The organism is Scytonema hankhaensis NUACC26 (assembly GCF_045865695.1).
GTDB lineage: Bacteria > Cyanobacteriota > Cyanobacteriia > Cyanobacteriales > Nostocaceae > Scytonema.
This window is the reverse complement of record NZ_BAACAP010000245.1, coordinates 120671-145642: the sequence shown is the minus strand read 5'-3', so window position 1 is coordinate 145642 and position 24972 is coordinate 120671. Positions and strand designations below refer to the sequence as shown.

The following is a 24972-nucleotide window of genomic DNA, read 5'->3' as shown; positions in this document are numbered from 1 at the left end:
GGCTGCTACAGGCTGCGGTTCCATAACTTTTTTATGTATTGCACTCAATTGAAAACCGCTATATCCTGTATCCGGGCGGTAAGACAATTTATCTGGGCAAAGCCGCACCAAACCGAAATAGCAGAACGCTTAGTTGACAAGCCAAAAGCTTGAAAACCATACATTTTAAAATGTACTACTACACTTTATTATTTCGTTTAAAATAGTTGCTAAATTGCTCGATTAAGGTTGAGATATTGCGAGCGCTTAACTGTCAATTACTATACTGGTAGATAATGAAGAACCTTGTTCTGGTTCTAAGTAGTCATCCAGCATAACAAGGATAGATACTTGGATAGATAACCCAGCAGATGCAGTAGCCGCAACCAGTTCTGGGGGTAATGTTAACCCACCCTAGTCTTCTTCTCGAATAGTGCTAATGTACAAATCAGCGTCGCAATTAGTGCGATCGAGTACTGCGAGATTTGGTGATATTTTTTGTAGCGTAGTAGCAACTTGTAGCATTTGGCTATCTCGCTCTTCCTCAGTACTATCAGTATCAAATTGGGCAAGTTCGAGTATCCATAGATCGACAGGTTGAACTCGCTTTTTTGAAACACGCTCACCACGTCGCACAAATTTCGTCGGTTTAATTCCTAAAGTTTGTGTCAACTCTTCTGAAGAAGGGAGATCGCCTCCCAGTCGCAAAGATATTTGGGTTGTACTCACCTTATCCACCTCTATCACGTTTTGGAAAATTACAATTATGCATTAAACATATTATCTATTCAAAAATTCTTCTGCCAATTCAAGTAGTTCACTATACGTAAAATTAACATCTACAGATCTATTCTCACTGCGCTTAATATTTTCAATATAGTCATTAGTCATTAGTCATTGATGCCGACTTACTTAAATAGTTTCTTTTGAAAGAATCAAATTAAGAACATTCAACTCATTAGAACTTAACAAATATTTATCTGTAAAAATCTTTTGCCTCATTTCCTCCAAACTATAACTTCTAAAAACAACAAAAGGAAAATCTTGATAATTGTGACCGATTGGGAAAATGTTTCCCACAGGATAGAGCGTCCGAATATAGGTAGCAAGAATATCGCGAAAATACTCTTCCATTGGTTCTTCTGGATTACTAGAAAAATATTCACTCATAGCGTTACCGCTCATAAATGCAAATAAAGGAAAAGCATAATACCGATCTAAACACTTGCTACTCTGCTCGAATTTTTGTGTTTTATCGACACCATCTCTGAGTTTGTTTGCTAACTCGATCGCATCCTTAATAGCAGATCGCAAACTTTCTGGATAAGATTTACTGTAACTGATATACTGCATCTTCCGCCACAAATCCTCATTTGCGTAGTTAGCAATGTCTAGCAGCGACATTTGGTAGGTTTCCTCTAAAACATTTTCCGGAATCGGAACTACCAATATACTTCCGCTAATATAACCCAATTCGACTTTACCAAAATCTAATAGCTTATCGAGACTATTACAAATATAAGAAAATTGATTGTTAAAAGATTGACGTAAATCTAAATAATTAGATTCAGTGGTATCTCTAACCACAAATTCCGCCTGACTAAACAGTTGTTGTAATTGCGTGTAAACGCTCTTTACTAAAAGATCGCTCTGATTCCTTCTATGTACCTGCTTAAGCTCATTGATGAGATTTGCCATTTGCTCCGAAAAAGTTTCACCTACAGCAAATACAGATTTGCCACCTATAGGAATAATAATGAAATGAGTTCTACCAATTTTCCCAGAACCAAAAATCCTGGTCATTATCGAAGCTTTCAAAATTAATAATATATTTAAAAGATTGAGTACACTTTCCTGTATAGACAATTGCTGATTTTGAAGGTCATCTTGATAATAAACCGAACGTTCTGCTAAGTAAAAAATTAGCTCCTTGTCCTGATTGTCTATTTCATCATCTCCACGCCCTCTATAAATAACCTGAATGACTTCCATGAGATTCTTTTCTATCTGAAAGCTGGGAATCTCTACAAGAATATGTTTTGCTTTAGGAAAAGATAACCCTCTACTTCCAGATGCTGTCATAAAAACAATTTTGACCTCATCTTTATATTTATTAATCTTCTCTTTCTCTTCTTCAGAGATATTAGCGTGTATTTCTAAGTAATCTCGGAATAGCTGAAAATCTTCCTGCTGCTTCTTAATCTCGTCAATTAATTGAGCTAATCTTTGCTTATCCTGAATATAAACGATCGCTTGCTCGACATCGGAACGACTCAACAAAAGTTTTATATCTTGAAAAATGATTTGTTGCAAGTTTCGGATTAAATTAGTCTTTTGTTTAAGACGACACTCCTGATTGAATTGATAAGATTCCACTAAAACTTTGTAAGTAATAGATAAACTACTAGCCGGATAGGAATTTGCGTTAATAAGAGTTGCTGGTAAATTTTTAAATTTAAATTGTTTAAACACCAGAGGTTGAAACACATCTAAGGCTTTGCGAAAATATATTTTATCTGGTTCGGGTGATGAATTGTTAAGGTGCTGGCTAATAATATTTTCATCAACAATTGAAGCATCAGCTACAATGACTTTAGTGTTAAATCCATGTTCGGGAAGCATTAACTTATACGTTTCCACGAGTTTACTTATCCCATCTAAAAACTCTACTCCACTTTCATCCCCGGTAATTTCATCTATCATAATAAACAGATGCTTAATTTTCCGAGAAATATTTTTCATTTTTTCTGGAATCACTTTATTATCTTTTTTGTTATAAGCACTTCTAAAAATTTTCTCAAAATGTTTTAACGTGTCACCTGTAATTGTTTTCTTTAAAGACTGTATCGCAACTGTAGCTACAATATTATTGGAATATTCCAGTTCTACCATTGTAGACACTGCTTCGCAAATACTATTCAAAACACCCTTACCTGTAGACTCCTTATTTTGAAGCACATCTTCTGTCTGTCTTATGATTTTGTTTAAACGCTGTCCGCGTGAATTCTGATTTCTTCTATCGCGGAAGTGTACGGACTGTGTAGAAAAATCTCCTTGTTTGCGATTCCAAAGGTATTGAACAGTATATTTTCTGGAGTTATTTTCAATGAGGGTATTGTGTGTATTGAGAGCAAGTATCCTATCATCACACAATTTCTGAGAGTCTTTGTCTTTAAATTTCTCGATAATATCTAAGTTAACTTGTGTTCTGGGACTGACATAAAAGAAAAGAAACCCATCATTGATATGGTTTTTTAGAAAATTAACAATTGTAGTGGTTTTACCAATACCAGGATTTCCTGTTAAAAATAAATAAGTAGCATCAGAGTTAAGTGCTTTTGTTATCAGTTCCTCATGGGCTGTTCTCAAATTCACACTTCCTGATAATCCTAGTCGATCTACCAATTCATCGGGAACCTTACCTACTGAATTGAAAAATCCGTTGATTTGCTCTTGATGGGTAATAATATTTGTTTGATTTGGTTGAATTTCTAAAAGTCCATCTATAAAGTTTTTACCATCGGTAAAGCTTTTATAAGCACTTCGCTTAATCTGATTTAAAACTTGTAGGCGAGCCGTGCTAATTTCTTTACCACTGACATCATTTTTATAAATTTCATAACAAGTTTTTAAAATAGCTAAATTATCTGGGCGAACAGACATAGTACTTAATCCGCGATCGCTATATCCTACTGCATGCAATACCACTGATGCTTCTTCTTGAAGAATGCGGCTTTCTTTTAGAAATTCATAAAAACTATGAAGATAACCTGCTGCTTGAATGAGCTTAGAACTTTCTTTATCTTTATATTTAAAAGCTGTAAAGTAGCTCTTTAAATCTTCTGAAAACTCCAATTCTAAAGATTCAGTATCTATATTTAATTGAGAAAAAACACTTTTCGAGCGTAAGTAATTAATATCTCTGATTAATAAACGTCGGATAATTTCTACATAATCTAAATTTTTGACTTCTTCCTCGCTTCTAATAGAAAAAACAGATAAATCGACACACAAAATTTTTATTTGCTTCCGGTTACGTAGCAAAATCAGGGTATCCGCATTCACAAACTCTCCTTTTTTGCCTAGATCTAATTCCTTCCAGATATATTGTTCAATGCAGCGATCGATATCTTCTTCTGTCAATGCGTCAAACTGGCGCAAGACTTCCTTAAACCACTGTTCCGTATTTTTCTTCTCGTAAGTTCCTATACTGTTATCACCGCTAAACTTGCATTGATGATACAATATTTCTATATTTCTTAATTTATTTGGCTTATCCCAATCTATAGATCTAATATATTCACCAAAAAAGTTTAACCCACAAAAAAATCCTTTTTGTAGAAAAAAGATACTCCACTTTTCGACAATTTCTCTCTCTAAAGAACTAACTATCTTACTAAGAATCTGTTTCAACATTTTAGGAAACTTGAGTTGCTGTAGTTCCTGAAGGTACAAGTTCCCAAAATTGTGTTTAATTTGCTTCTCTTTTATATAGGCAAGAATCCCAATATTGAATCCAACTTCAAACAAACGCCCTAATTCTTCAGCTATATTAAATGTCATATCATGAGAAAATTATATTTTTTAAATATCCGTTCAAACATCAGAAGTATATCATGTATTTTTAAGAATAGACGGGCAAACTTCATGTTCTGGGTCCCACCACAAAAGAGTCAATACACCTAAATCTAGAATTCCCCATACTCTTTCTTTTCCTGAAAGGCGGAGTGAAACAAGTTCATCTATATCATCTTGTCCAATTTCACTTAAACGTGCTTGAGCTATTGAACACAAATCATTGACATTTACTGAATGATTAAATTTTTTACTACTTACAAGAATTTCTGCCCAAGTCATAGTTTCAAAAGAAGCAAGTTTGTCCTTAACATGAAGAAGCGTCTTGGTGTCTAACTTGTGCCAACCATAAAAACCTAGCATTTCAAGTCTAGAAATACGCCAAGACGGATTCATATTATAAAAGCTATTCGGTGAGGAAGCTATTTTAGGTCGCTTAGCAGAAGAGGGATTAACTTTTGTTTTTGGCTTTTTATTTTTACTCATGCCTCAATTACAAACTGCTGTAATATTCTGCCATTGCAGCATGAGTAATTTCTTGGTTCCCACGTTCTCCAAGCATTAATCCTTGACGAGCATTTATCCAAGGATCTTCTTTGTGAGTTAGATCGCTTAACCACTGAGAAGAACGATTGCCATAAAACTTGATGACTTCATCAATAGTTTCGCGTTGAGTTGGTGTAAGGTTGCCAGAATTTCCTTCAGGTAACTCTGAAACTTTAAATTGACCTCTATGACTATTGTATAAGGCAGGTACTACAGGACCGTTTGCCCACGCTTCAATTTTTTCAGGAAAAAGAGGTTCCTCATCCCAGACAAGAGACCAAGCTTGGGAGTAATAAACAAGTTTTTGAAGTTTCATCGCCATCAATGGTCCCATTTTCTCTAAAATGTAGGATGCCACATCATGGACGTTTACCATAATCCCCTCCTTGGTTTGGTTCTTCCGTCAAAACCAATCCTAACGACATACAACTAAACACTTAATATGTCCTATATTAAAATTATAATACAAAATTACTATTACAGACATACGAATGTAAAGTGGTAATAACCACCTTTTCCCATATTAATTCGATTGACTTTTTACAATATATGCTCAGATACCCGACTTGCTATCAAACATACCATTAGTTTTTAGTCAGTAATTGTACTAAGGTTCGCCAGATTAGCCCAACAACAATGAGTGCTAAACCGACTAGCCAAATCTGTTGTTCTACCCAAAAAGCTAGGAAAGCACAGGAAGCCAAACCCGCCCAAGCTAACCACTTGGGATAAAGTCGTTCGTGGTTAGGTAGTTGTAGTGCTGCTAAGTTAGTTATTGAGTAATAAATTAAAACATTGAAGGCACTGAACGACCAGGTAGTTTTGACATTCCCAATGAGAACCAAAAGAGCGATCGCAATACCAACAACTAACACAGCTAAAACAGGTGTCGTTGAGTTCTTCAATCTTGCTAAAAACCCAGGCAGATCTCGGCGTCTTGCCATTGCCAGTACCATGCGAGACAATCCCAGAATCAAATTCAGTAGCACGCCCAACATTGCAGTCATAGCACCAATAGCCAAGACGACTCCAGCACTCGAACCTATAACGTTGCGGACAGCAACTTCAAGCGGTGCAGCTTGTGTTTGTTGAGTCACTTTGCCTAAAACATCTGTCCCTACTGCTCCAATACCAACCACCCCCACTGCCATATACAGCAACATTGTCAGCAATAACGTGACAACCATCGCTCTGGGAATAGTTTTTCGCGGTTCTTTTGCTTCTTCACCCATTGTGGCAATGCGACCATAACCCGTGTAAGCCACAAACATCAGTGCAGTCGCTTGCAGTACTGATGCAGTATTTCCTGTAAAAAAGGGTGTTAGATTTTCAGCACTATTGGCGATCGCACTTGGCAAACAGACAACTACAAAGAAACATAAAGATAGCAGTGTTACTGATACAATAATAATATTGATAAGGTTAGAGCGTCGAAGACCACTCAGAACAATCCCTGTGAGAATAGCCACAGCTATTAAAGCCGTGGGAACGAAAAAGCCACTTCCTATAAAGTTGGTAGTGCTCAGTAAGTAGCTAGCAAAGCCCAATGCAGCAGTAGCTGCTGAAGCCGTTTTGGCTAAGAGAAACATCCAACCTGCGGTGAAACCCAACCAAGGATTAAGGTATTTGTAACCATATTCGTAAGTTCCACCACTGACAGCATGATTAGCAGCTAGCTGAGCGCTGTTTAGACCATTGCAGGTAGCAACGAAAGCTGCCAACGCTAGTGCAACTATGACTCCAGGTCCAGCAATTCCAGCAGCAATACCTATACTTACAAATACACCCGTGCCAATAATCGACCCCAGCCCCATCATTGTTGCACCCAAAACCCCTAGTTCTCTTCGTAGTTGGGGCGTTACTGTTCTGTGTGACACAACACACCTTTGTCGATATAACTACAGAAACATATTATCGTAATCCGATATCGAAATTCTATATTATTGAAATACAAGGCGATGGGCATGGGGCATTGGAGAAAATTTTCATGCTTGGTTATGGACGCGATCTTCCAGTATTTGGAAACTCAGGAGTTCTGAAGGAAAGCTCTACTCCTTGTGAAGACTTAGCTTCAGATTGGTTCTCAGCGCCTACGCCAAACCCTGTAAATTGCCTAACAATTGGCGAACGATAGCCCAACACAATATCACTCTGAGGAACGCCAGCTTCAACTAATTGTTGAGCAATTCCTTCATTCGTACCATCTTGCTGAATCCAAATCTGATTTCCTTTAATATCGATATGAATCAAACTGCCATATACTTGAACTTCATTCCGCCATCCAATAAACATAATCAGATAATGTCCCTTGGTGCGATCGGCGATCGACTCAACTTCTGTGCCTTCACCCACAGTAATATTTGTATATTGCTGGAGGATTTTTTCAACTAAGTCGTAATAATTTAGTGTCTCCATAAAACAATCTCCTTAGTACCAGGATGAAAAACAATTAATTTCAGATCGTACTCATCAACCATTTCTCGAATAAATTCAAATTTCAAGAAAAAGCCATTGTAAATATCTACTGGAATTGCTAAATAAACTGTCCATTCATGTAGCTGCTTCTTCACAGCTTTCACATACACGAGAAATTGTCCCAAAGCTTTTTGGAAAGCTGTCATGTTTGAGTCTCCTACAAAACTTTTAATTTCTACAGCTATCCTGAGTCCATCCTTTTCAGCTTCAATCAACTTCTGAGCCGCTAAATCTATATAAATAGCTAACCCCATTGAATCAACTTCGATGTACCAATCCTCCCGAAGAATCGTCCATCCATCCTTTTGTAATGCAACTTTAACTGATTCATGAAAAATATCTCTAGCTGGCATTTATTTTAAAATTTAGTTATCTCTGATTATAGAAGTTAACTTTTGATTTTGGAAGAAATTTTGTTTAAGTCAGGAATAAGCACACAAGTAGTAGTCTTTGCCAATTTATAGTGGTACTATGAAACTGTGTCTCGATCGAGGACTACTACACTTTACAGGAGTAAGGCTACGTAATGTAAAGATTGACATAATTCATTTAAGCGAGATTAGGCTATCTACAACCGAAGATGCAGAGGTTATTCAAAGACTCTTTTTATTGAATAGCTGCTTGATGCATTGACAATCCAATTACAATCTTGTTCTTAGGAGTAGTTATTCTAATGAAATTAGACCGGATCGCCAGCAATCCCAATCGGATGAATAGACAGCCCTGCATTCGCAATCTTCGTCTTACAGTTCATCGGGTTATTGAGTTACTAGCTACTTATCCAGAGCGAGAAGAACTGAGTCAAGAGTTCCCAGAACTGGAAGAAGAAGACATTCGGCAAGCCTTAATTTTTGCCTCTTCCTACTTGGACGATCGCATTATTGAGCTACCTCATGAGATATTATAGTAAAGCGAGCGCAAAAGAGCAAAGCTTTGCCCTTCTTCATGAGGTGCGATCGCTTTTACTCCATTTGGGTGTAGTTTATTAGTAACTTAAAACATCGTTTGGATTCGTAGCTATACTCTTTTAAGCAAAGTAGCTTTTTTTGCTAAATTTAGAATTCCTAAAGTATTTTATATATTTTTATTTTTTTCTTTGGAACTGAAATCGCCCTGTACGAAAATCATTTAAGAATGAAAACAATTTATATACCGAGCAAGTTCAATGATGACTTCTAGTGTCCGGAAAAATGTATTCATGGCTACTGCTGGAGGAGTGTTCCTTACCTTAACAGTAATAGGTCAAGCGCAAGCAGCAACAGTAACACCAACACTAGCACCATATTTCTCGAATTCTTATTCTATAACAGATCTCGGTTCAATCGAACAAATTCCACTTGCTTATGGGGGAATAACATTTCAGCCAGGAGAACCCAATACGCTGTTGATTAGCGGTTTGGCAGATACCCCCGATGGAGGAATTTATGCAGTTGAAGTGAGCCGCGATAGTAACAACCACATCACTGGTTTTGGTATCCCATCCTTTTTGGCACAAGCTCCTGGAATCAGTACAGGAGGAATTGATGCTGGTTTAGCTTACAGTCCAAAAGGGGATGTATTGTTCTACACCTCCTATCCTGACAACAGCATTGGTCAAATTAAGCCTGGTAGCAGTGCTCCGAATAAACAAATCGATCTAAACGCTCTTGATATTGCTTCTTCCACTGGTGCATTAAACTTTGTCCCGGAAGGATTTGCTGGAGCAGGTCAGCTGAAAATAACTTCTTACACGGGTAGTATTTTTTATGACACAACTATCACCTCAGATGGTTCAGGTACATACGATATTGTTAAGCCTACCAGAAGTGTTCAGCTTGATGGTGGACTGGATGGTTTTATCTACGTAAGAGCAGGAAATCCTGGGTTTGTTGAAGACAGTCTTTTGATTGAAGAATATGACAATAGCAGCGTTTCTGCTTATACGATAGATGCGAATGGAAATCCAATCGCCAATACCCGTCGAAATTTTATCACCGGACTTGGCTTTCACTCGCCAATATCTCTAACTGGAGTGATGGGAGCAACTATCGATCCGGTGACGGGGGACTTTATATTCTCTACATTTTTTGAAGGAGAACCTTCAGTCAGTAAAATATATGCAGTGACAAGAGTGACGAAATCAACTTCAGTCCCTGAACCTCGAGGCGTAACTTGGGTTTTTAGTACTTTTGTTCTAGTTTTAAGCTTACTTCGGAATAAAATAAGTAGGTTTGCACAAGTTGGTAGCGAATGACTGCTTTTTCATTGAATTTCACATAGTACTTGTAGGAGCTGTTTTTGCCGTGTCCCTACCGGAGCGTGTAGATAACGCATCGCCTTACTCAATTTCAAAACAGTATAAATAGCTAGAGGCTAAGCAAATCTACAAGCAACGAATGGAGCAATAAAAGTCAGTGTTTTTTCTCTGACTACCTGAAACCACCGGGCTAGACCCTAACTTTTATCTTCAAATAATTCACCAAACAGTTCCTTAACTTTTTGTTTAGCATCTTCTAAAACTTGTTTACCCAATGGCGTCGCGCAATACACTCGGCGCGAATGTCTTCCCGAACGTTCAACGGTTGAGTGAAGATAGCCCTTGCGTTCCATGTCATGAAGCATTGGATAAAGGGTTCCTGCACTCAGCTTGTAGCCATGTCGCGCTAATTCTTCAATAATACCCAAACCAAAAATTGACTCATGAACTGCATGATGAAGAATATGAAGTCGAATTAAACCTGAGTAAAAATCTTTGTCATCCATCTTGTTCTTTAGACTTGCGCTTGAAAGAGTAACACTCGCTCACCTTTCTTTGATTGGTCACTGGTCACTGGTTACTGGTCACTGAATTGTACAACCCAACGACGAAAGAGTTCCACGGTAATTCGATAGCGCCCCTCAACTTCTTCAATGACATCATGACGCTTCAAAGTTTGAAGTGCTGGCTGTAAACTAGCTCCATCAATACCTGTAGCATGAGACAAAGTCTCTAAACTCAGCCCTGCTTCTACATTTGTCAGCTCAAAAAACGCGATCGCAGGGACGTTGTTGCTCAAAAACTTAGATTTCTGCTAATTTGTCAACTTCTTCTAATAAACCAGTGCTTTAGCAGAGTATGTGATTTTTCATTTTATTTTTTGTTAATTTTTATCATAGATATCTGGTCAAGTAAAGGAAGGTGCTTATGGCGATTCCCTCTGAGCTACAAAATCTGATTCAAGAGGCTTTAGAATTAGTGTATCGTCATCCCCAGCATGACTTAAATCTAGGTGATCGTCATGCTATTTGGGCGGCATTTGGTGATAATGGTCATCTAAGACGTACAGCACTAGCACTCTCTACAGTCCGTCACGTGCTCCCGATTTGGAATCGAAGATTTAGGAATGATGATAGACCGCAACAAATTCTTACCCTAGCGGAAAAAGTCATTTCTGGAGATGTTAGTAAAGCTTTCGCAGAAAAAGAGAGCCAACATTTATGGCGACAAATGCAACAATTAGGTTATGACGATTCGGGTATGGCTTTTACTGTTGGATGTGCAGCAGTTGCATCGCTTGATACTGCAATTTTTGATGAAAATTTTGACCGGGATGAGATCGATCTTAATCTGACAGATAATCGAGATACAGAAGCTAATGATGCTGCTTTCTTTGCTGCTTGTGCGTATGCAAATGGTGCAGTGTGGGAGACTATTTCTGAAAAATCAGATTCTGCGAAGCGTTTGGAATTTTGGTCGTGGTGGTTAAATGTTGCTGTTCCCAGTGCGTGGGAGGTTATAAAAGATGAGAAGATAGATATTCCTTTGCCTGAAGCTTCTTAATTACAAAGATGGTGCGATTGCTATAATCCGCAGTTTGTCGGTAGCGTACTACAAAACCTAGGGGAGGATGAAAAGAAAGCGCAGTACCAGGTATCGATGCGGAATGTAGGTTAAACCTAAGTAAAAATCTTTGTCATCCATCTTATTCTCTAGACTTTTGCTTGAAGGAGTGACACTCCCTCACCTTCTCCTAACTGGTCACTGCTCACTGAATTGTACAACCCAACGCCGAAAGAGTTCCACGGTAATTCGATAGCGCCCCTCAACTTCTTCAATGACATCGTGACGCTTTAAGGTTTGAAGTGCAGGCTGTAAACTAGCTCCATCAATACCTATAGCATGAGACAAAATCTCTAAACTCAGCCCTTCTTTATGAGGTGCGATCGCTCTAATTATCGCCTGTTGACGAGCTGCACCTCGCGCCGCTTGACCCCAAACCCCATCAAAATAATAACGTCCCCGCTTGAAGAAGTCTTCATTGATAACTGCTTCCACATCTGTCAACCCAAAAACAGGATCGCGGGGGCGTTGTTGCTCAAAAACTTGGTCGTTATAGCGGCGAACTAGCTGAAAACCCACGAGTTGAACTAAAAAAGGTTGTCCGTTAGTCAGGTCATAAATTTTATCTAGAGCTTCTAAGGTGTAGTCAAGAGGAAATTCTTCATCTGGGTTAGCTAAGATTTGGCGAGTAGCCGCACGTTTTAGGAAACTAACGTGGATGGGAATGACGCTAGCGAAGAAAGGTTGAAAGTAATCTGCTGTCATTTCTTCTAAGGTATGCAAACCAGCGAAAGCAAAAGCAACTTTAGAATTCATTTGTACGAGTCCCCGCAAAAATTCCATAAAATCAACAGGGATTTTTCCCGCCGCAATCAAATCTTCAATTTTCTCAAATTCGTCTAGAGCTATAATTAAAGATGTACCATCTAAAGTTTCTATAACCTTTTGTAAATAACGTCTAAATGTAAGGAGCGGAAGATTCAAAAGTTCCCCATCAGGAGGAGGTTGCAAGTTCATGACTTGAGAAACTGCATCACTCATAGCAATTAACACTTCTCCTACTCCTGAAGGCGCATCTCCCACTTCCAGTAAATTCACGTAAGCCACCTTTACCCCAGATCCAACCAAGTTAGCAGCATTTTTCAGAATGGAAGTTTTGCCCATACGCCTGTGACCGTAGATAACCACAGACTGGAGTTGTTGACCCATCAACCAAAGTTCCTCTAACTGTCTCATCACATCTTCCCGTCCAACAAAGCGTTCTCCTAAAACGGGGTCGCCAATAATGTGGGGATTGCGGATAGGCTTGGTAATGGAAATTTCTCCTACCTCACCAGCTACTGAGAGTAAGGCTTCTTTCCAAGTTTCAGCGATCTCCACTATTAATCCCTGTTCTGCTTGCGGTAGGGTTTTAGCATTGTCTAGTACCTTTTTAATTTCTCCTTGTGCGCGGTTGAGAGCAAAGGAACGAGCAGCACGAGATGCGCTACGTAGAACAACTTGGGTATCTTCAATTACGCGACTGAGACTAGTCAGTGCTTGCCAAGTTGTTGGACGTAGTAGAGGTTCTTTTGGAAAAAAAGGTAGTTGTAAAGCAGCAATAGTGGCTGGTTCCCTTGCTCGATAAAGAACAGCTAAAGTTAGGGCAAGTGTAAACATTTCCTCACCGTAGAGAAGAGACTGTCTTGCATCTTCCACTCTACCTGCTTGAGGCACAAAAGGATTCGCAATTGTTTTTTTAAGTTCTGAAGTTGGAACAGAAATCAGAGATTGTTTCTTATAAATGACTGGTTTAAGATGCTCTGGAAAACCTTGGAGTTGAATCCGTACACAACCAAAATTATACGCTTCTTCAATGGAATGGTTTGCTGCTAAGGCTTCGTAAAAACCCACAGCAAATGCGATCGCTGCTTTATCGCCAATCTCATCATTCATCCCTATCACAAACGGGATATGTTCGGCAATGGCTTTGGCTTGAATTTCAGAGTGACAAGCGTTCAGAACTATGCAGTAAACTTGCGATGCGAACAATTTAAACAATGCTGCTAAAGCATCGGGCTTGACTAGCTGAGTATTACCACTTTCGTTCTCAAAGCAAAGTTCCCCTGTATCAATACCGTGCCCGGAGAAATGTATAATATGGGGTTTAACGTTATGTATTGCCTGTGTGATATCTTCGACGCGAACAGATCCATGGTTCTCTAGCTTATATTTTCCTAATTCTTTGGCTATTCGCAACCTGTCTTCAATATCCCGCACCTCTTGCTGCGATCGCAGGCGAGAAGCGTCGCTCGGATCTGCGGCTAAAAACAGGATTCTTACAGGAATCTCACAGAGCATCCTGACAATTACAAAATTTCAGTTAATAATTTGTGTATCATATCATATCCTGTTGAGTAATAATCATTATTTAAAACCCTGCTGCGATCGCTTCGTGTTAATTGATTTTTCCGGCTTAGGCAGTAAAGGCTAGAGAAGATGTCACAGAGATATAACATGTATAAATTTTGCGTGACTCACTTAAAACGACTCCGTTTAATATTTAGGTAGTTCACGCACATCTCCTTGCATTGTTCCCTACAAGTTCAGCAACAATTTCTCCTAAGCCATCAGGGTCAACTGGTTTTTGCGTGTATACATCAAACCCAGCCCCGAAAGCTTGTGTTTGTCCGTCTTCTGTAATCAAAGCTGTTATAGCGATCGCAGGTATATGCTTGCATTGTCCACATTCAGAGAGGATTCTGACTTGACGCATTAGGGAATAACCATCCTCACCCGGCATGGCAATATCACTTATCAAAACATCCGGTTCCCAGTGCGCCAAAACTTTTAAAGCTTCCCTTGTAGATGTCGCTGTCGCAATTTGTACTGAGTATCCTTCAAGAATTAACCTGATTAATTCTAGGCTGTCGCTATTGTCATCTACTACAAGTACTTTCAACCCATTCAAAGAACGAAAACTTTTTACATCATTACTTAGATGTTTCATGAATGTATAATTTAGCACAGTAGAATAGCTCCTAGTTGTTAGCTTAATTAAGTGGAAGTCCTGCTAGAGGCTAGGTGGCATTAGCTCTAGTGGCGTTTTATTAAAAAATTGTTTTTATGAATTAATAGTTAACATAGTTTTAATCTTGAAAATCTTAAAACTTTCGATAATAACATTGAAAAACAACCTTTAGCTTAAAAAAGCATTACAATTTGCAACACTTTTACAAAATATTTAAACTAAACTTCTCCACGTGCGAATGTACTAAAGACACATAGAAAGCATGTATTGACAGCTCAACGACTTGACACAAGTAGAAATTAGTAGTTAATTAATTAACAAATTAATGAATTAAGGGGAGATGCGAATCTATTGATTAATGAAAAAAAATAGAAGGGAATTCCTTTCTTCAAGCCCCCTCGGAGCGGCATGGGGTAATAATTACGAATTACGAATTACGAATTACGAATTATTTTGACGATGCTGGGGTAACTTCCTTAACAGGATTTGCCGCATGCAGGACGGGCAGTTCAATAGTGAACGTGGCTCCCCGATCTTCACCTGGACTCTCAACCCAAATTCTGCCGCCGTGCAGTTCCACAATTTGACGGGCGATCGCCAGTCCCAGCCCCAAACCGCCAAACTTGCGCGTGGTGGCTCCATCTTCCTGCCGGAAATGCTCAAACACGTAGGGTAAAAATTCGGGGTTGATGCCTTTACCCGTGTCACTCACTTGCAGTTGAGCGCGGTTGTTTATCTGCACGAGGCGAACTTCAACTCGTCCCCCAGTGGGCGTAAATTTAACCGCATTGGAAAGTAAGTTCCAGATCGCTTGTTGCAATCGGGCACTATCTCCCACCACTAAAGCAACAGAGGATTCTAAATGAGTTTGCAGCATAATTCCTTTCGTGTCGGCTGCGAGTCTTACTGTGTCGAGCGCTGCCGCGATCGCGAGTTGCAAATCAACCGATGCGGTATTCAGCACTAGCTTGCCGCGCATAATGCGGGATATATCGAGTAAGTCTTCAATCAGCTGAGTTTGCAATTGGGCGTTCCGCTCGATCGTGTCCAATGCTTGCTGCATTTTTTCAGGAGGACATCTGCCATCTTTAAGCAGTTTTGCCCACCCCAGAATTGGGTTGAGCGGCGTGCGTAACTCGTGAGACAGCACTGCCAGGAACTCATCCTTGATACGGTTCGCTGCCTCAGCCTCTTGGCGAGCTTCCTGCTCGCGAGCAAACAGTTGGGCTTGTTTCACCTCAGCGTGTTGGCGCTCTAGTTCGGTTGCAATTCGCACTCCAAAGATCGTAAGTAGGGATTCAGCTAACTGAATTGCTTCTAATGGTTTGGTATCCATTATACCTAACAAGCCGAGGGGCGTACCCTTGAAGTCGAAGATGGGAATCGCAGCATAGCTTTCGATTTGTAAAGGCGCTAATAAAGGAGCATTTGGGAACTGGGCTTGCACATTCTGGGGATAGCAACACAGGGATCGTTGCTGGATGACTTGTTGACAAGGAGTATCTCGCAGCAAATATTCAAAGTCATCTATGATGCACCCCTGATGGCAAACGGAGATCGTCGCGATCGTTTCCGGCTCATGATTGGTGAGCAACCCAATGTAGGCATACTGTACTCCCAAAGCAGAGGTAAAGTGTTGCACTAAAGACGAGAAAAAGGTTTCCCCAACCGTAGCAGCTACGCCACAAGACACAGCGGTTAATGCAAGATTCGTCTGAGTCACTTTTCGGAGAGCCAATCGTAACTCTAGTTGACTCATGACTTGACGACTCAGAGCGTGTAAGCCAGCGATTTGCTCCTGTTTTAGCTGGCGTGGGGTGAAGTCAAGGACACAGAGAGTTCCCACTGAGTAGCCATCCGCAGTGATGAGCGGTATCCCTGCATAGAATCGGACACCGGGTTGAAAAACGGCTGGGTTTGTGGCAAAATCTCGGTTTGCAAGCGTATCCGAAATGATAAGTGGTTTTCCTTGCTGCACTACAACCGGGCAAAAGCCATGCTCTAGGGGAGATTCTGTCTCCTCCGCTCCGAAACTAGACTTGAACCACTGGCGATCGCCATCGACAAACGTAATCAGAGCTACTGGAGTTTGACAGATCTGAGCTGCCAATTGCGTTAGATCGTTAAATGCTACTTCAGGCGGCGTATCTACAATATCATACTGCCGAAGGGCGGCTAGGCGATCGGCATTGTTCGTGGTGACAAGTAACGGTGGCGGAGTTTCTTGAGGCATGAATTTAACGTGAGTTCAATGAACTAAAAAAACAGCATAAGAAGGTAGTACAGCAAATCTTTTGGCTAAATGCCAATAGAGAATTTTTTAAGCAAATAGGTATAAGTAGCGATCGCTAGCCCGCAAATTTTTGCAGGGCTATTTCATTTTAGTTCAAACAGCTGTTATGCTACGTAAGCTTACTTAAATATATGTTCTATAGAATGTTAGTATTTCCCTAGTTCTTTGGCTATTGGCAACATATCTTATTTAAATGAACTGCGCTCGACGCAAAGGACAAGAAAAAAGAGAAGAAAATCGGTAATTTTGTAGCACTAAAGGGAGTAGCTTTTGTAGAGTTGTTGTTTGTCCTTTGCGAACGCCCAGTAAATCTATAAGGGCATAATTGCTTTTAAGGTTTAGCAACTGGGTATAATATAAATAATCGTAAGAACTAAACTTATGACACTTTTACAAGCTAAAAATCTAACTATAGGAGACGTTCATCGGTTCTTTGGGTTTCAAAGGCAGTATAATAACTCATTTGATTCATTATTATCTTTAGAACCTTTAACCGAATTTGAACAGCAAGAAATTTTACAAATCCGAACCGACTTTGATAACTATTTAATAGAAAGCAAAGTATTGGAAGGGCTGGTTAAAGCTTTAACTATCTTTCCTTTAATGAAACTAGCTGGATTTTATCGCTCTCCTATAAAAATTAGTTTGGAAGAGAATATTGCAGATCTGGTTATTGAAGACGAAGATACTAGAATTACTGGAAGAATAGATATTTTAGCAGTCAACAAAATTAAATTAGCCAAGAACAAACCTTATTTTTGGGTATTGGCGATTGAAACTAAAAACAGTGATATTGATGCCTTAGCTGGTTTACCTCAATTGCTCGCCTATGTTTACGAAAAGTTAGAAGAACAAACACCTGTCTGGGGATTAACCACAAATGGAAGAAGTTATCAATTTGTTTATATTCAACAGGGAAATCCACCCGTCTATCAGTTAATGCCAATACTTAATTTAATGGAATCTGAAGACGCAATACAATTACTACAAGTTTTCAAAGTAATTTGTCAGCTATAGAAATTCTTAATCATAAGACTTCTATATAACTCAATTTCATCTGCGTGCATCTGCGTTCATCTGCGGTTAATTATTATAAATAGAGGTTTTAACGTCAAAGTTACCCCCCTTAATCCCCCCTTGGAAAGGGGGGAAATTAGATTTCAAGTTTCCTCCCTTGCACAAAATGGAAATTAGATGTCTAGTTCCCTCCCCTTTCCAAGGGGAGGGCTAGGGTGGGGTAAATTCGACTTTTGCGTACACCGTAACTTCAACCCCTCTCTCCTCATAAAAATTGCACGTTCAATATTTTTTTCACCTCAGTCAAAAATGCCAGAGAATTAAAATCAACTTTACCTCTCATATGACCAAACAATGACAAAGAACCCACTGAATTCTCACCAATCAAATTTTCATAAGGATCTAATTTAAGATTAATATCTCTCGCCTTTTCATAACGAGAAAAGTGAAACAGAGTTAAATACTGCAAAATTTCATTCTTCAGTTCACCTTTAAATATGAGACCCTTATAAATATCCTCATCATCAAGGATACCTTCATAAATCTTCAAAAAAGTCGAGTAAGAAATCACACCATTGTAATAGCGATCGCCACCATTACCCACAGTAACTCCATTAAATAAGTTAAAGAAAACAACAGATTTTTTACTAGGGTCGTCCACCAGATTAGTTAATTCTACTGTATCTTGAATATATAGAGAAGAACTTCCATCAATTTTTGATTGTCTAACAGCATAATATTTATCAAAAAACATTGGATAAATTTTAATATCTCGATGCTGTGATTTAAACGCACCAATAACTTCTTGTGACAGAAAAAAGAGTCTGTCGTCTTCCGTTTTGGTCATATTTAATGTACTGGTATAAGGAGCTTTTGCAATGTAGAGAAAATGTCTGCAACCTTTTTCGTAAAGTTTCGTAACCTCATCAATAATGACAGTAGGATTCCTAAACATTTGTTGATTTTCGTAGTTGTCTGAAAAAGTTGTTAATAATTGGACTCTAACAATGCTATTTCGACAACTTAACAATAAAATTTCACCCATTAAATTTGATATTTTTTGTGAACCATTCCACCTTCTGTCACTTTCTCGACTAGAAACTATGACAATTGCTATTTTGTTAATATTTGTAGGTAAATCTGAAGAATTAGAGAAAGTAAATGATTTAGGTAACACGGAATATAAAGAACTGAGAACGTTAGGAACTTTAAACTTTCCTTTACTCTGTAAATCTCTAATGTCAATTCCCTGAGTGTTAGAGCGATGGATTTCATTTAATAAATGAGATAAAACGCGAGCGAAAGACGCAATAAATTTTTCTACGGGTGCATCATCTTCTTTAGTATGCTGGTGCAATCGTAAAATTGGTATAAATAATCTGTTTTGTTTGTGTAACAATACTCTAAGACATATGTATGTCAGTAAAGCAAAAGTGAATTTGTAGATAAATAGTTCTTGAGATTCTAAGGGACTATTTTCTAACTTATAGGGAAATACTAAAAGTTTTCTTTTTAGAAAATTATTTTTGTAAACTTCCTGACATTTCTTATCGGATAAAGGTAAAAATAATATTGGTAATGCACTTATATTTGCTTGCTCGTAATTCATTTTAAAAGTCTGCTTGTCTTCAGTTGCTACGTAGTGAATATCAGTAATCGTAATTTTAACTGGAAGACTGCAAAGAGAATCTTCTTTAATATTTGCATCACCAACAGAGATGTATCTAATAACTTCTTTTGGATTTCCTTTTAAAATTAGTTTAAAAAAGGTACTTTGGTTAATAATTGTGTTAATATCTTGTTCGAGAATACCTTGACTGATAGAAAGATGTTGGGGATATTCTCTTGTAGAAAAAGTCCTACTATATTTAATCGCTTCAACTAGCAAACCTTTCAGTTTACTAATTTTTTCTTGAATTTTGTATTCTTTAAAATATTTAACAATACTGCTTAAAAGTTTCTGCTTTTTCTTTTCATCATCTTCTTGAAAAGCTTTAATAACTTTTGTTTCAAAATTATCAATCGGATTGTACTCTAATTGTGGAATTTGAGGATGAATTGCAAACAGACAATAGTAAAGAAAAAGAATCTTTAAAACTTTTCTGGCAAAAACTTCTTTTCTCAAAGGATCGGCTAATTCTTCTTTATGTTGTTGACTTTCAGGATCGAGCAAATTAAAATAATATGCAAATACGTTTTTACCACCGTATGCTTGTACTTTGCCATCAAATTTAAGCTTGACACCTAAGATAAATTGAATTTCTCCTCTTTCATCATCCGTTGTTTCTCCCAAATATCCTTCTATTTTGGGAATAATTGGTAGCATTTCATAGGCTTCTGCACGAGAAAAAATGTCTTTGTAGTTCAGTGAAACACCTGCATAGGTAACTATGTAATCTCCATCTGCTTTATTAGAATCATTGATATATTCTTCAATCAGTCTCAATCTCCTAATAGTGTCTTGGAGATAAATAACTGCTTCAGCATGACTGCGGCTAGAATCGGTGTTAATATTTTCGTAGAGATATTCTAAATAGTTGATTTGGGCTTTTTTCTTCAGTTTGCCCAGTGTTTCTGTATCGATAATTCGCTTGAGTCGGTAAAAATCTAATTGCGGGTTGTCTTTATCTTTGTATAAATCGTCAAGAAGATAATCTAGTTCTTCTCGTTCTTCTTCATTTGCAGAAGCAAATCGAACTTTTATAGACTGCTCTAAACCTTTTTTTAATTGCTCGTTAAATTCTCGGGTTTTTTGTACGGCAATTGTTAGCTTGTGAAATCTTAGGACGGCTTTTCCTTTATTATTTTTATCTGGAAAGGTTAATCTTTGTTTCTGTAAACCTTCATAGGAGCTAAACGGATAGGTAAAGTTTAAGCTAGCTGTATCACCTTTGAAGGTTTGCAAATCTGTCACTAAACTTTCTACAAACTCTTTTACAGTAGTAGAAGATCGCTGTTGTTCAATGTCATCTCCTAAAATCTGTTTGACACAATCTGCGATCGCTTGAATTTTGCCAGGAAATAATTCTTTACAACCCGGACTAAAATTGACGGTAGCAGATTTCGCATTATTCGCCGCAGCACCTAAAGGATTGCTAATCTGTAACCGAGCAACTTGACAGGCTACAGCATCAACATTAATGCGTAGTCGCAAACCATCCGTCGATACTCCAAACAGGTTTTTGGATTCTTGGTTTCGTAGAACTTGTAAAATTTTATCTAGTATATCGCCATAGTCTACAAAAACCAGATCGTTATTTCCTGTTCGTATAGTACTCACTCTACTCGCTCCTAGCCTTTATCTATGGCTTATTCTGTGAATACTTAGTATAATTAATTATCCAATTTACTGACATCCGAGCTTTCCACGAAATATCGTTGGCGACTTTCAAATCAAAAATTTACATTCTTGTGGGATGAGCATTGAGCAGCTTCAAATTAAAGTCTACATTCTTGTGAGATGGGCATTGAGCAGCTTTCAAATTAAAGTCTACATTCTTGTGGGATGGGCATCCAGCCCGTCCATTTATAAAACGGGCATCCAGCCCGTTCCACAAGAGATAAGACTACCCTTCCACAAGAGATAAGACTACCCTTCCACAAGAGATAAGACTACCCTTCCACAAGAGATGAGAGATGAGACTAGACAAGTGCGGCTACTTTCTCCAACAATCCCTGGAATAACTTTAGCCCATCGCTATTGCCTAACATGGGGTCAGATGCTCTTTCGGGATGGGGCATCATTCCCAACACGTTACCTTTCAGATTGCAAATCCCAGCGATGTTGTTTAGCGAACCATTGAGATTATCTCTCTCATAGCGAAACAACACTTGACCATTATCTTCTATCTCTGATAGCGTATCTTCATCAGCATAAAATCGCCCCTCTCCGTGGGCAATAGGCAATGTAATAATTTCGCCTGTTTGATAATTTTGCGTCCAAGGAAGATCTGTACGCTCGACTTTTACCGGAACGCGATCGCAAATAAAGTGTAAGTCTTGATTTCGTGCCAATGCCCCAGGTAACAGCCCTGCCTCAGTCAGTACTTGAAAACCGTTACATATACCGAGAACGGGTTTACCCTTTTGAGCGTGTTCGATAACTTGTTGCATAACGGGAGAAAACTTCGCTATGGCACCGCACCGGAGGTAATCTCCGTAACTAAAACCGCCAGGTATAATAACGACATCTAGGTCGTCAAGGTCAGTGTCTTGATGCCAAACCATGCGAGTTGGTTGCTCCATCAAGTCTCTTGTGACATAAGCGACATCGCGATCGCAGTTAGAACCGGGAAAAACAACAACACCAAATTTCATAATTTAGTTAATGGTTAATGGTTAATGGCTAATGGTTAATGGTGCAATTAGCAATTAACCATTAGCCATTAGCAACTCCTGTTACTGATTCGACTTCACTCAAATCAAAGCGATAGTTTTCAATTACGGGGTTTGCGAGCATTTGGTCGCACATCCGATCCAAGTCTTGGCGGGCTGTGCTTTCATCGGGTGAGGTGAGAGTGATTTCAATGTATTTACCGATCCGCACCCGCTCCACATTGTGATATCCTAGCTGTTCTAGTCCAGATCGTACTGCTACACCAGCAGGGTCTAGGACTGAAGGACGGAGTGTCACATATATTTTAGCTTGATACTTCCTTTGCACTAGCTTTATCTAAAGACTGCGATCGTAATACTACATCCTTTTGCTGCAACTGGAAGAGATAAGATTTTGCTTATTAAAAGTTAAGCTAAAACTTAGCCAAGGTAACAATTTAAAAAATCTTGTTGCTAAGAGACTATAAGATTCCCATTATTAGGGGTTAAGCTAGAGAATAGTCATGGTGACAGTATAAAAAATACTGGTTAAATACTAGAGATCTCAATGGTATGTTGTTGTCTATGAGAGCCATTCGCACACGCAGTCAAGATCGCATTTTAAATCTGCTTAAAACCGTTAAGCAGGGGATATCCGCTCAGGATATTTATGTGGAATTACGCAACCGCAACCAAAGCATGGGGTTAGCAACCGTTTATCGTTCTTTAGAAGCCTTAAAACTTGAAGGCATGGTACAAGTTCGGACATTAGGTAACGGAGAAGCCCTTTACAGCTTAGCGCAGCAAGATAAGCACCATCTAACCTGCCTCCAGTGTGGTGCATCTATTCCAATAAACCAATGCCCAGTCCACGATTTAGAAAGTCAGTTGCAAGATACACACAAGTTCAGAATTTTCTATCACACCTTAGAATTCTTCGGCTTGTGTAGCCAATGCCAGGTAGCACACGCGGCTGGGGAGTAGGGAGTAGGGAGTAGGGACTGGCGATTGGGGACTGGGGATTGGAGAATTAAGAAATTCAAGTAATACCAAGTTCTTCCCAATCGCCATTACCCCTTATCCCCAGAGGGGATCCCGAGTTCCCCAATCGCCTATCCCTTAGTTGGAGGCATTTCCAACCCCAATAAGGGATTTGAGGTGTTACCATCTGCAACAATTGAGCGGATACCTTCTAAGGTTGCAGGGATAGTGCGCGGGTCGATAAACATGACCTTGCTGCTATCACTCTTGCCAATTGTTGCACCCATATCCAAATAACCCAAGGCAAACAGAACTTCCAACGCTTGATGAACGTTGGGATCTGTTTTGATTTTTTGGGCAATAATTTCTGCAGATTCGGCAATAGCTTGAGACTTGAGAACTTGCTGCTGTCTTTCCGCTTGCGCCCTAAGAACGATCGCTTTTTGTTCGGCTTCTGCTTGCAAAATAACTGCCTTTTGACGGGCTTGTGCATCCAAAACTTGAGCATCGGCTTTACCTCTAGCAGAGTTTACGGCTGCATCCCGTTCTCCCTCAGAAGTTAAAATTGCCGCCCGTTTGCGACGTTCTGCTGACATTTGTAGTTCCATCGATTCTCGGACTGCTTGAGAAGGAATAATATCTCGCAGTTCTACCCTTGTGACTTTCACACCCCAAGGATCGGTTGCAACATCCAAGTCATGTAACAAAATTTCATTAATTTGAGCGCGGGCGGTAAAAGTTTCATCTAGCTCCAATTTACCCATCTCCGCACGAATTTGCGTGAGTACTAAATTCTCCATTGCCATTCGGAGATTTTCTACTTTGTAGTAAGCTTTCTCCATATCAACAATGCGCCAGTAAACCACCGCATCAACGGTAATTGACACGTTGTCCCTGGTAATACACTGTTGCGGGGGAATGTCTATCACTTTTTCCCGAATAGTTTCGCGAAAAACCAGTCGGTCTGCAAAGGGAATGATAAAGTTAAGCCCTGGTTCTAGCTTTTTGTTATAACTACCCAAACGTTCTACTAAGGCTTCATTACCCTGATTGATGACTTTTGCAGAACCTGCTAAGGCAGAACCGCCTAAAGCTAAAAATACAAGTAAAAAAAACTGTTCCATTGTAATCCTATTTATTCAGTACCTTGGAAAAAAGGCAGAGGGCAGATGGCAGAAGGGAAGATTCTCAATACTGCCCTCTGCCTTCGTACTCCTGCCTTCTTAGGAGTGCAATATATTCTCTGGCATCACGTATAGAGTCGTACCTTCGCGCCGCGTGACATAAACTCGTTGATTGGCTGCTAAGCTGAGTTTTTCATCATCACACCGCGCCCGCCAAGAATTGCCCTCATACAGAACTCGTCCAGCTTTCCCTGCTGGAATTTCAGTTAAAGTTTCAGCTATAATCGCTTGCTGAATTTTTGGCTTACGCCGTGACGGCGTGACAAATCGACGACTGAGTAAGACTAAAGATGTGGAAAGCAACAGCCAAACCACTCCTTGCAGCCATAATTTATTTAAAACCACTTGAGACAACAGCGCCACCACAAAAGCGCTTATACCCATTAAAAAGGCAACAAAAGCCGTTGGCAAAAACAGTTCCGTTAAACACAGAAGAGCACCTGCTAACAGCCAAATTACGGTAGTATTTGGCATAAAGCCATCCTAAAAAAATACATTGAGCCGTCAACCCATTTCTTATGGTTAGATACATTCATGCGTTAGCTGTTTCCAGAAAATATTGAGTTGTCTTTGGTCACTGGTTACTGGTCAGGTGGTCACTGGTAAAGGTTTTAAATAGATTTACATTTTGTAATATAGTTTTGTTTATTTCTGCCTACCTACTGAAGTATAAGTATACAATTCAACTTTATTTTAGCGTTGTAATTTAAAACATGTTGAATAATCACAGTAGTAAGGGATTTCCAAAAAATAAATTATCAATCTTGTGGGATGGGCGTCCTCGCCCGTCCTGTATGAT

22 protein-coding genes are annotated in these 24972 nt (G+C 39.1%); 5 read left to right on the top strand and 17 right to left on the bottom strand.

The features are described from left to right. Positions 1–393 precede the first annotated feature (393 nt). From ACKTT2_RS43535 to ACKTT2_RS43505, 7 genes are all read right to left on the bottom strand, one after another. The gene (locus ACKTT2_RS43535) at positions 394–708 is read right to left on the bottom strand and encodes a DUF4279 domain-containing protein (protein WP_407898352.1); all 315 of its coding nucleotides are present in this window, start codon (positions 706–708) and stop codon (positions 394–396) included. A gap of 183 nt (positions 709–891) precedes the next feature. After that, on the bottom strand, positions 892–4542 hold the full coding sequence (locus ACKTT2_RS43530) for a helicase-related protein (RefSeq protein WP_407898350.1): 3651 nt from the start codon (positions 4540–4542) through the stop codon (positions 892–894). A 51-nt stretch (positions 4543–4593) separates the two neighbouring features. Continuing rightward, on the bottom strand, positions 4594–5040 hold the full coding sequence (locus ACKTT2_RS43525) for a hypothetical protein (protein WP_407898348.1): 447 nt from the start codon (positions 5038–5040) through the stop codon (positions 4594–4596). A gap of 7 nt (positions 5041–5047) precedes the next feature. Next, positions 5048–5476, bottom strand: coding sequence for a Panacea domain-containing protein (locus ACKTT2_RS43520; RefSeq protein WP_407898346.1), 429 nt, complete (start codon positions 5474–5476; stop codon positions 5048–5050). Positions 5477–5684: 208 nt separating this feature from the next. Beyond that, the gene (locus ACKTT2_RS43515) at positions 5685–6977 is read right to left on the bottom strand and encodes an APC family permease (RefSeq protein WP_407898344.1); all 1293 of its coding nucleotides are present in this window, start codon (positions 6975–6977) and stop codon (positions 5685–5687) included. A gap of 118 nt (positions 6978–7095) precedes the next feature. Continuing rightward, entirely contained in the window at positions 7096–7515 is a 420-nt protein-coding gene (locus ACKTT2_RS43510; protein WP_407898342.1) for a XisI protein, read from the bottom strand. Then, positions 7503–7928, bottom strand: coding sequence for an element excision factor XisH family protein (locus tag ACKTT2_RS43505; protein ID WP_407898340.1), 426 nt, complete (start codon positions 7926–7928; stop codon positions 7503–7505). The genes ACKTT2_RS43510 and ACKTT2_RS43505 overlap by 13 nt, the downstream gene beginning before the upstream one ends. A 320-nt stretch (positions 7929–8248) precedes the next feature. Between ACKTT2_RS43505 and ACKTT2_RS43500 the strand changes: the two genes are divergently transcribed. Both ACKTT2_RS43500 and ACKTT2_RS43495 read left to right on the top strand, forming a co-directional pair. Continuing rightward, a complete protein-coding gene (locus ACKTT2_RS43500; protein WP_407898338.1) occupies positions 8249–8482 on the top strand; it encodes a DUF433 domain-containing protein in 234 nt (77 codons plus the stop codon). Between the two features lie 258 nt (positions 8483–8740). After that, positions 8741–9808 (top strand): hypothetical protein, encoded by a 1068-nt coding sequence (locus ACKTT2_RS43495; protein WP_407898336.1) that lies wholly within the window; start codon positions 8741–8743, stop codon positions 9806–9808. 200 nt (positions 9809–10008) lie between these two features. Here ACKTT2_RS43495 and ACKTT2_RS43490 read toward each other — a convergent pair whose 3' ends face one another. Next, entirely contained in the window at positions 10009–10317 is a 309-nt protein-coding gene (locus ACKTT2_RS43490) for a PadR family transcriptional regulator (protein ID WP_407898333.1), read from the bottom strand. 71 nt (positions 10318–10388) lie between these two features. Beyond that, positions 10389–10610 (bottom strand): hypothetical protein, encoded by a 222-nt coding sequence (locus ACKTT2_RS43485; RefSeq protein WP_407898331.1) that lies wholly within the window; start codon positions 10608–10610, stop codon positions 10389–10391. A gap of 128 nt (positions 10611–10738) precedes the next feature. Between ACKTT2_RS43485 and ACKTT2_RS43480 the strand changes: the two genes are divergently transcribed. Beyond that, complete coding sequence (locus ACKTT2_RS43480; protein WP_407898329.1) at positions 10739–11374, top strand: Imm5 family immunity protein; 636 nt, start codon at positions 10739–10741, stop codon at positions 11372–11374. Between the two features lie 198 nt (positions 11375–11572). Here the strand turns inward: ACKTT2_RS43480 and ACKTT2_RS43475 are convergent, their stop codons facing one another. From ACKTT2_RS43475 to ACKTT2_RS43465, 3 genes are all read right to left on the bottom strand, one after another. Continuing rightward, a complete protein-coding gene (locus ACKTT2_RS43475; protein ID WP_407898327.1) occupies positions 11573–13714 on the bottom strand; it encodes a CHAT domain-containing protein in 2142 nt (713 codons plus the stop codon). 211 nt (positions 13715–13925) lie between these two features. Beyond that, complete coding sequence (locus ACKTT2_RS43470; protein WP_407898325.1) at positions 13926–14363, bottom strand: response regulator; 438 nt, start codon at positions 14361–14363, stop codon at positions 13926–13928. A 469-nt stretch (positions 14364–14832) separates the two neighbouring features. Continuing rightward, positions 14833–16617: a GAF domain-containing sensor histidine kinase gene (locus tag ACKTT2_RS43465; RefSeq protein WP_407898323.1), complete on the bottom strand. Its 1785-nt coding sequence runs from the start codon at positions 16615–16617 to the stop codon at positions 14833–14835. A gap of 441 nt (positions 16618–17058) precedes the next feature. Between ACKTT2_RS43465 and ACKTT2_RS43460 the strand changes: the two genes are divergently transcribed. Further along, the gene (locus ACKTT2_RS43460; RefSeq protein ID WP_407898321.1) at positions 17059–17694 is read left to right on the top strand and encodes a restriction endonuclease subunit R; all 636 of its coding nucleotides are present in this window, start codon (positions 17059–17061) and stop codon (positions 17692–17694) included. Between the two features lie 265 nt (positions 17695–17959). Here the strand turns inward: ACKTT2_RS43460 and ACKTT2_RS43455 are convergent, their stop codons facing one another. The 3 genes from ACKTT2_RS43455 to purS form a co-directional block, all read right to left on the bottom strand. Beyond that, complete coding sequence (locus tag ACKTT2_RS43455; protein WP_407898319.1) at positions 17960–20974, bottom strand: hypothetical protein; 3015 nt, start codon at positions 20972–20974, stop codon at positions 17960–17962. A 362-nt stretch (positions 20975–21336) separates the two neighbouring features. Further along, complete coding sequence (purQ, locus tag ACKTT2_RS43450) at positions 21337–22011, bottom strand: phosphoribosylformylglycinamidine synthase subunit PurQ (protein WP_407898317.1); 675 nt, start codon at positions 22009–22011, stop codon at positions 21337–21339. A 61-nt stretch (positions 22012–22072) separates the two neighbouring features. Continuing rightward, complete coding sequence (purS, locus tag ACKTT2_RS43445; protein ID WP_407898315.1) at positions 22073–22357, bottom strand: phosphoribosylformylglycinamidine synthase subunit PurS; 285 nt, start codon at positions 22355–22357, stop codon at positions 22073–22075. Between the two features lie 236 nt (positions 22358–22593). Here purS and ACKTT2_RS43440 point away from each other — a divergent pair, with 236 nt between their 5' ends. Further along, entirely contained in the window at positions 22594–22992 is a 399-nt protein-coding gene (locus ACKTT2_RS43440; RefSeq protein ID WP_407898362.1) for a Fur family transcriptional regulator, read from the top strand. 128 nt (positions 22993–23120) lie between these two features. Here ACKTT2_RS43440 and ACKTT2_RS43435 read toward each other — a convergent pair whose 3' ends face one another. Both ACKTT2_RS43435 and ACKTT2_RS43430 read right to left on the bottom strand, forming a co-directional pair. Continuing rightward, positions 23121–24113: an SPFH domain-containing protein gene (locus tag ACKTT2_RS43435; RefSeq protein WP_407898313.1), complete on the bottom strand. Its 993-nt coding sequence runs from the start codon at positions 24111–24113 to the stop codon at positions 23121–23123. 99 nt (positions 24114–24212) lie between these two features. Next, positions 24213–24647 carry an NfeD family protein gene (locus ACKTT2_RS43430; protein WP_407898311.1) on the bottom strand — a complete coding sequence of 145 codons (435 nt, stop codon included), beginning with the start codon at positions 24645–24647 and terminating at the stop codon, positions 24213–24215. Positions 24648–24972 lie beyond the last annotated feature (325 nt).

Excerpts from the sequence above, each read along its gene's own strand:
- ACKTT2_RS43510 (WP_407898342.1), bottom strand. The coding sequence starts at position 7,515 with ATGGAGACACTAAATTATTACGACTTAGTTGAAAAAATCCTCCAGCAA.
- ACKTT2_RS43480 (WP_407898329.1), top strand. The coding sequence starts at position 10,739 with ATGGCGATTCCCTCTGAGCTACAAAATCTGATTCAAGAGGCTTTAGAA.
- ACKTT2_RS43470 (WP_407898325.1), bottom strand. The coding sequence starts at position 14,363 with ATGAAACATCTAAGTAATGATGTAAAAAGTTTTCGTTCTTTGAATGGG.
- ACKTT2_RS43475 (WP_407898327.1), bottom strand. The coding sequence starts at position 13,714 with ATGCTCTGTGAGATTCCTGTAAGAATCCTGTTTTTAGCCGCAGATCCG.
- purQ (WP_407898317.1), bottom strand. The coding sequence starts at position 22,011 with ATGAAATTTGGTGTTGTTGTTTTTCCCGGTTCTAACTGCGATCGCGAT.
- ACKTT2_RS43520 (WP_407898346.1), bottom strand. The coding sequence starts at position 5,476 with ATGGTAAACGTCCATGATGTGGCATCCTACATTTTAGAGAAAATGGGA.
- ACKTT2_RS43465 (WP_407898323.1), bottom strand. The coding sequence starts at position 16,617 with ATGCCTCAAGAAACTCCGCCACCGTTACTTGTCACCACGAACAATGCC.
- ACKTT2_RS43525 (WP_407898348.1), bottom strand. The coding sequence starts at position 5,040 with ATGAGTAAAAATAAAAAGCCAAAAACAAAAGTTAATCCCTCTTCTGCT.
- ACKTT2_RS43495 (WP_407898336.1), top strand. The coding sequence starts at position 8,741 with ATGATGACTTCTAGTGTCCGGAAAAATGTATTCATGGCTACTGCTGGA.
- ACKTT2_RS43490 (WP_407898333.1), bottom strand. The coding sequence starts at position 10,317 with ATGGATGACAAAGATTTTTACTCAGGTTTAATTCGACTTCATATTCTT.
- ACKTT2_RS43430 (WP_407898311.1), bottom strand. The coding sequence starts at position 24,647 with ATGCCAAATACTACCGTAATTTGGCTGTTAGCAGGTGCTCTTCTGTGT.
- ACKTT2_RS43435 (WP_407898313.1), bottom strand. The coding sequence starts at position 24,113 with ATGGAACAGTTTTTTTTACTTGTATTTTTAGCTTTAGGCGGTTCTGCC.
- ACKTT2_RS43460 (WP_407898321.1), top strand. The coding sequence starts at position 17,059 with ATGACACTTTTACAAGCTAAAAATCTAACTATAGGAGACGTTCATCGG.
- ACKTT2_RS43505 (WP_407898340.1), bottom strand. The coding sequence starts at position 7,928 with ATGCCAGCTAGAGATATTTTTCATGAATCAGTTAAAGTTGCATTACAA.
- ACKTT2_RS43530 (WP_407898350.1), bottom strand. The coding sequence starts at position 4,542 with ATGACATTTAATATAGCTGAAGAATTAGGGCGTTTGTTTGAAGTTGGA.
- ACKTT2_RS43500 (WP_407898338.1), top strand. The coding sequence starts at position 8,249 with ATGAAATTAGACCGGATCGCCAGCAATCCCAATCGGATGAATAGACAG.
- ACKTT2_RS43440 (WP_407898362.1), top strand. The coding sequence starts at position 22,594 with ATGAGAGCCATTCGCACACGCAGTCAAGATCGCATTTTAAATCTGCTT.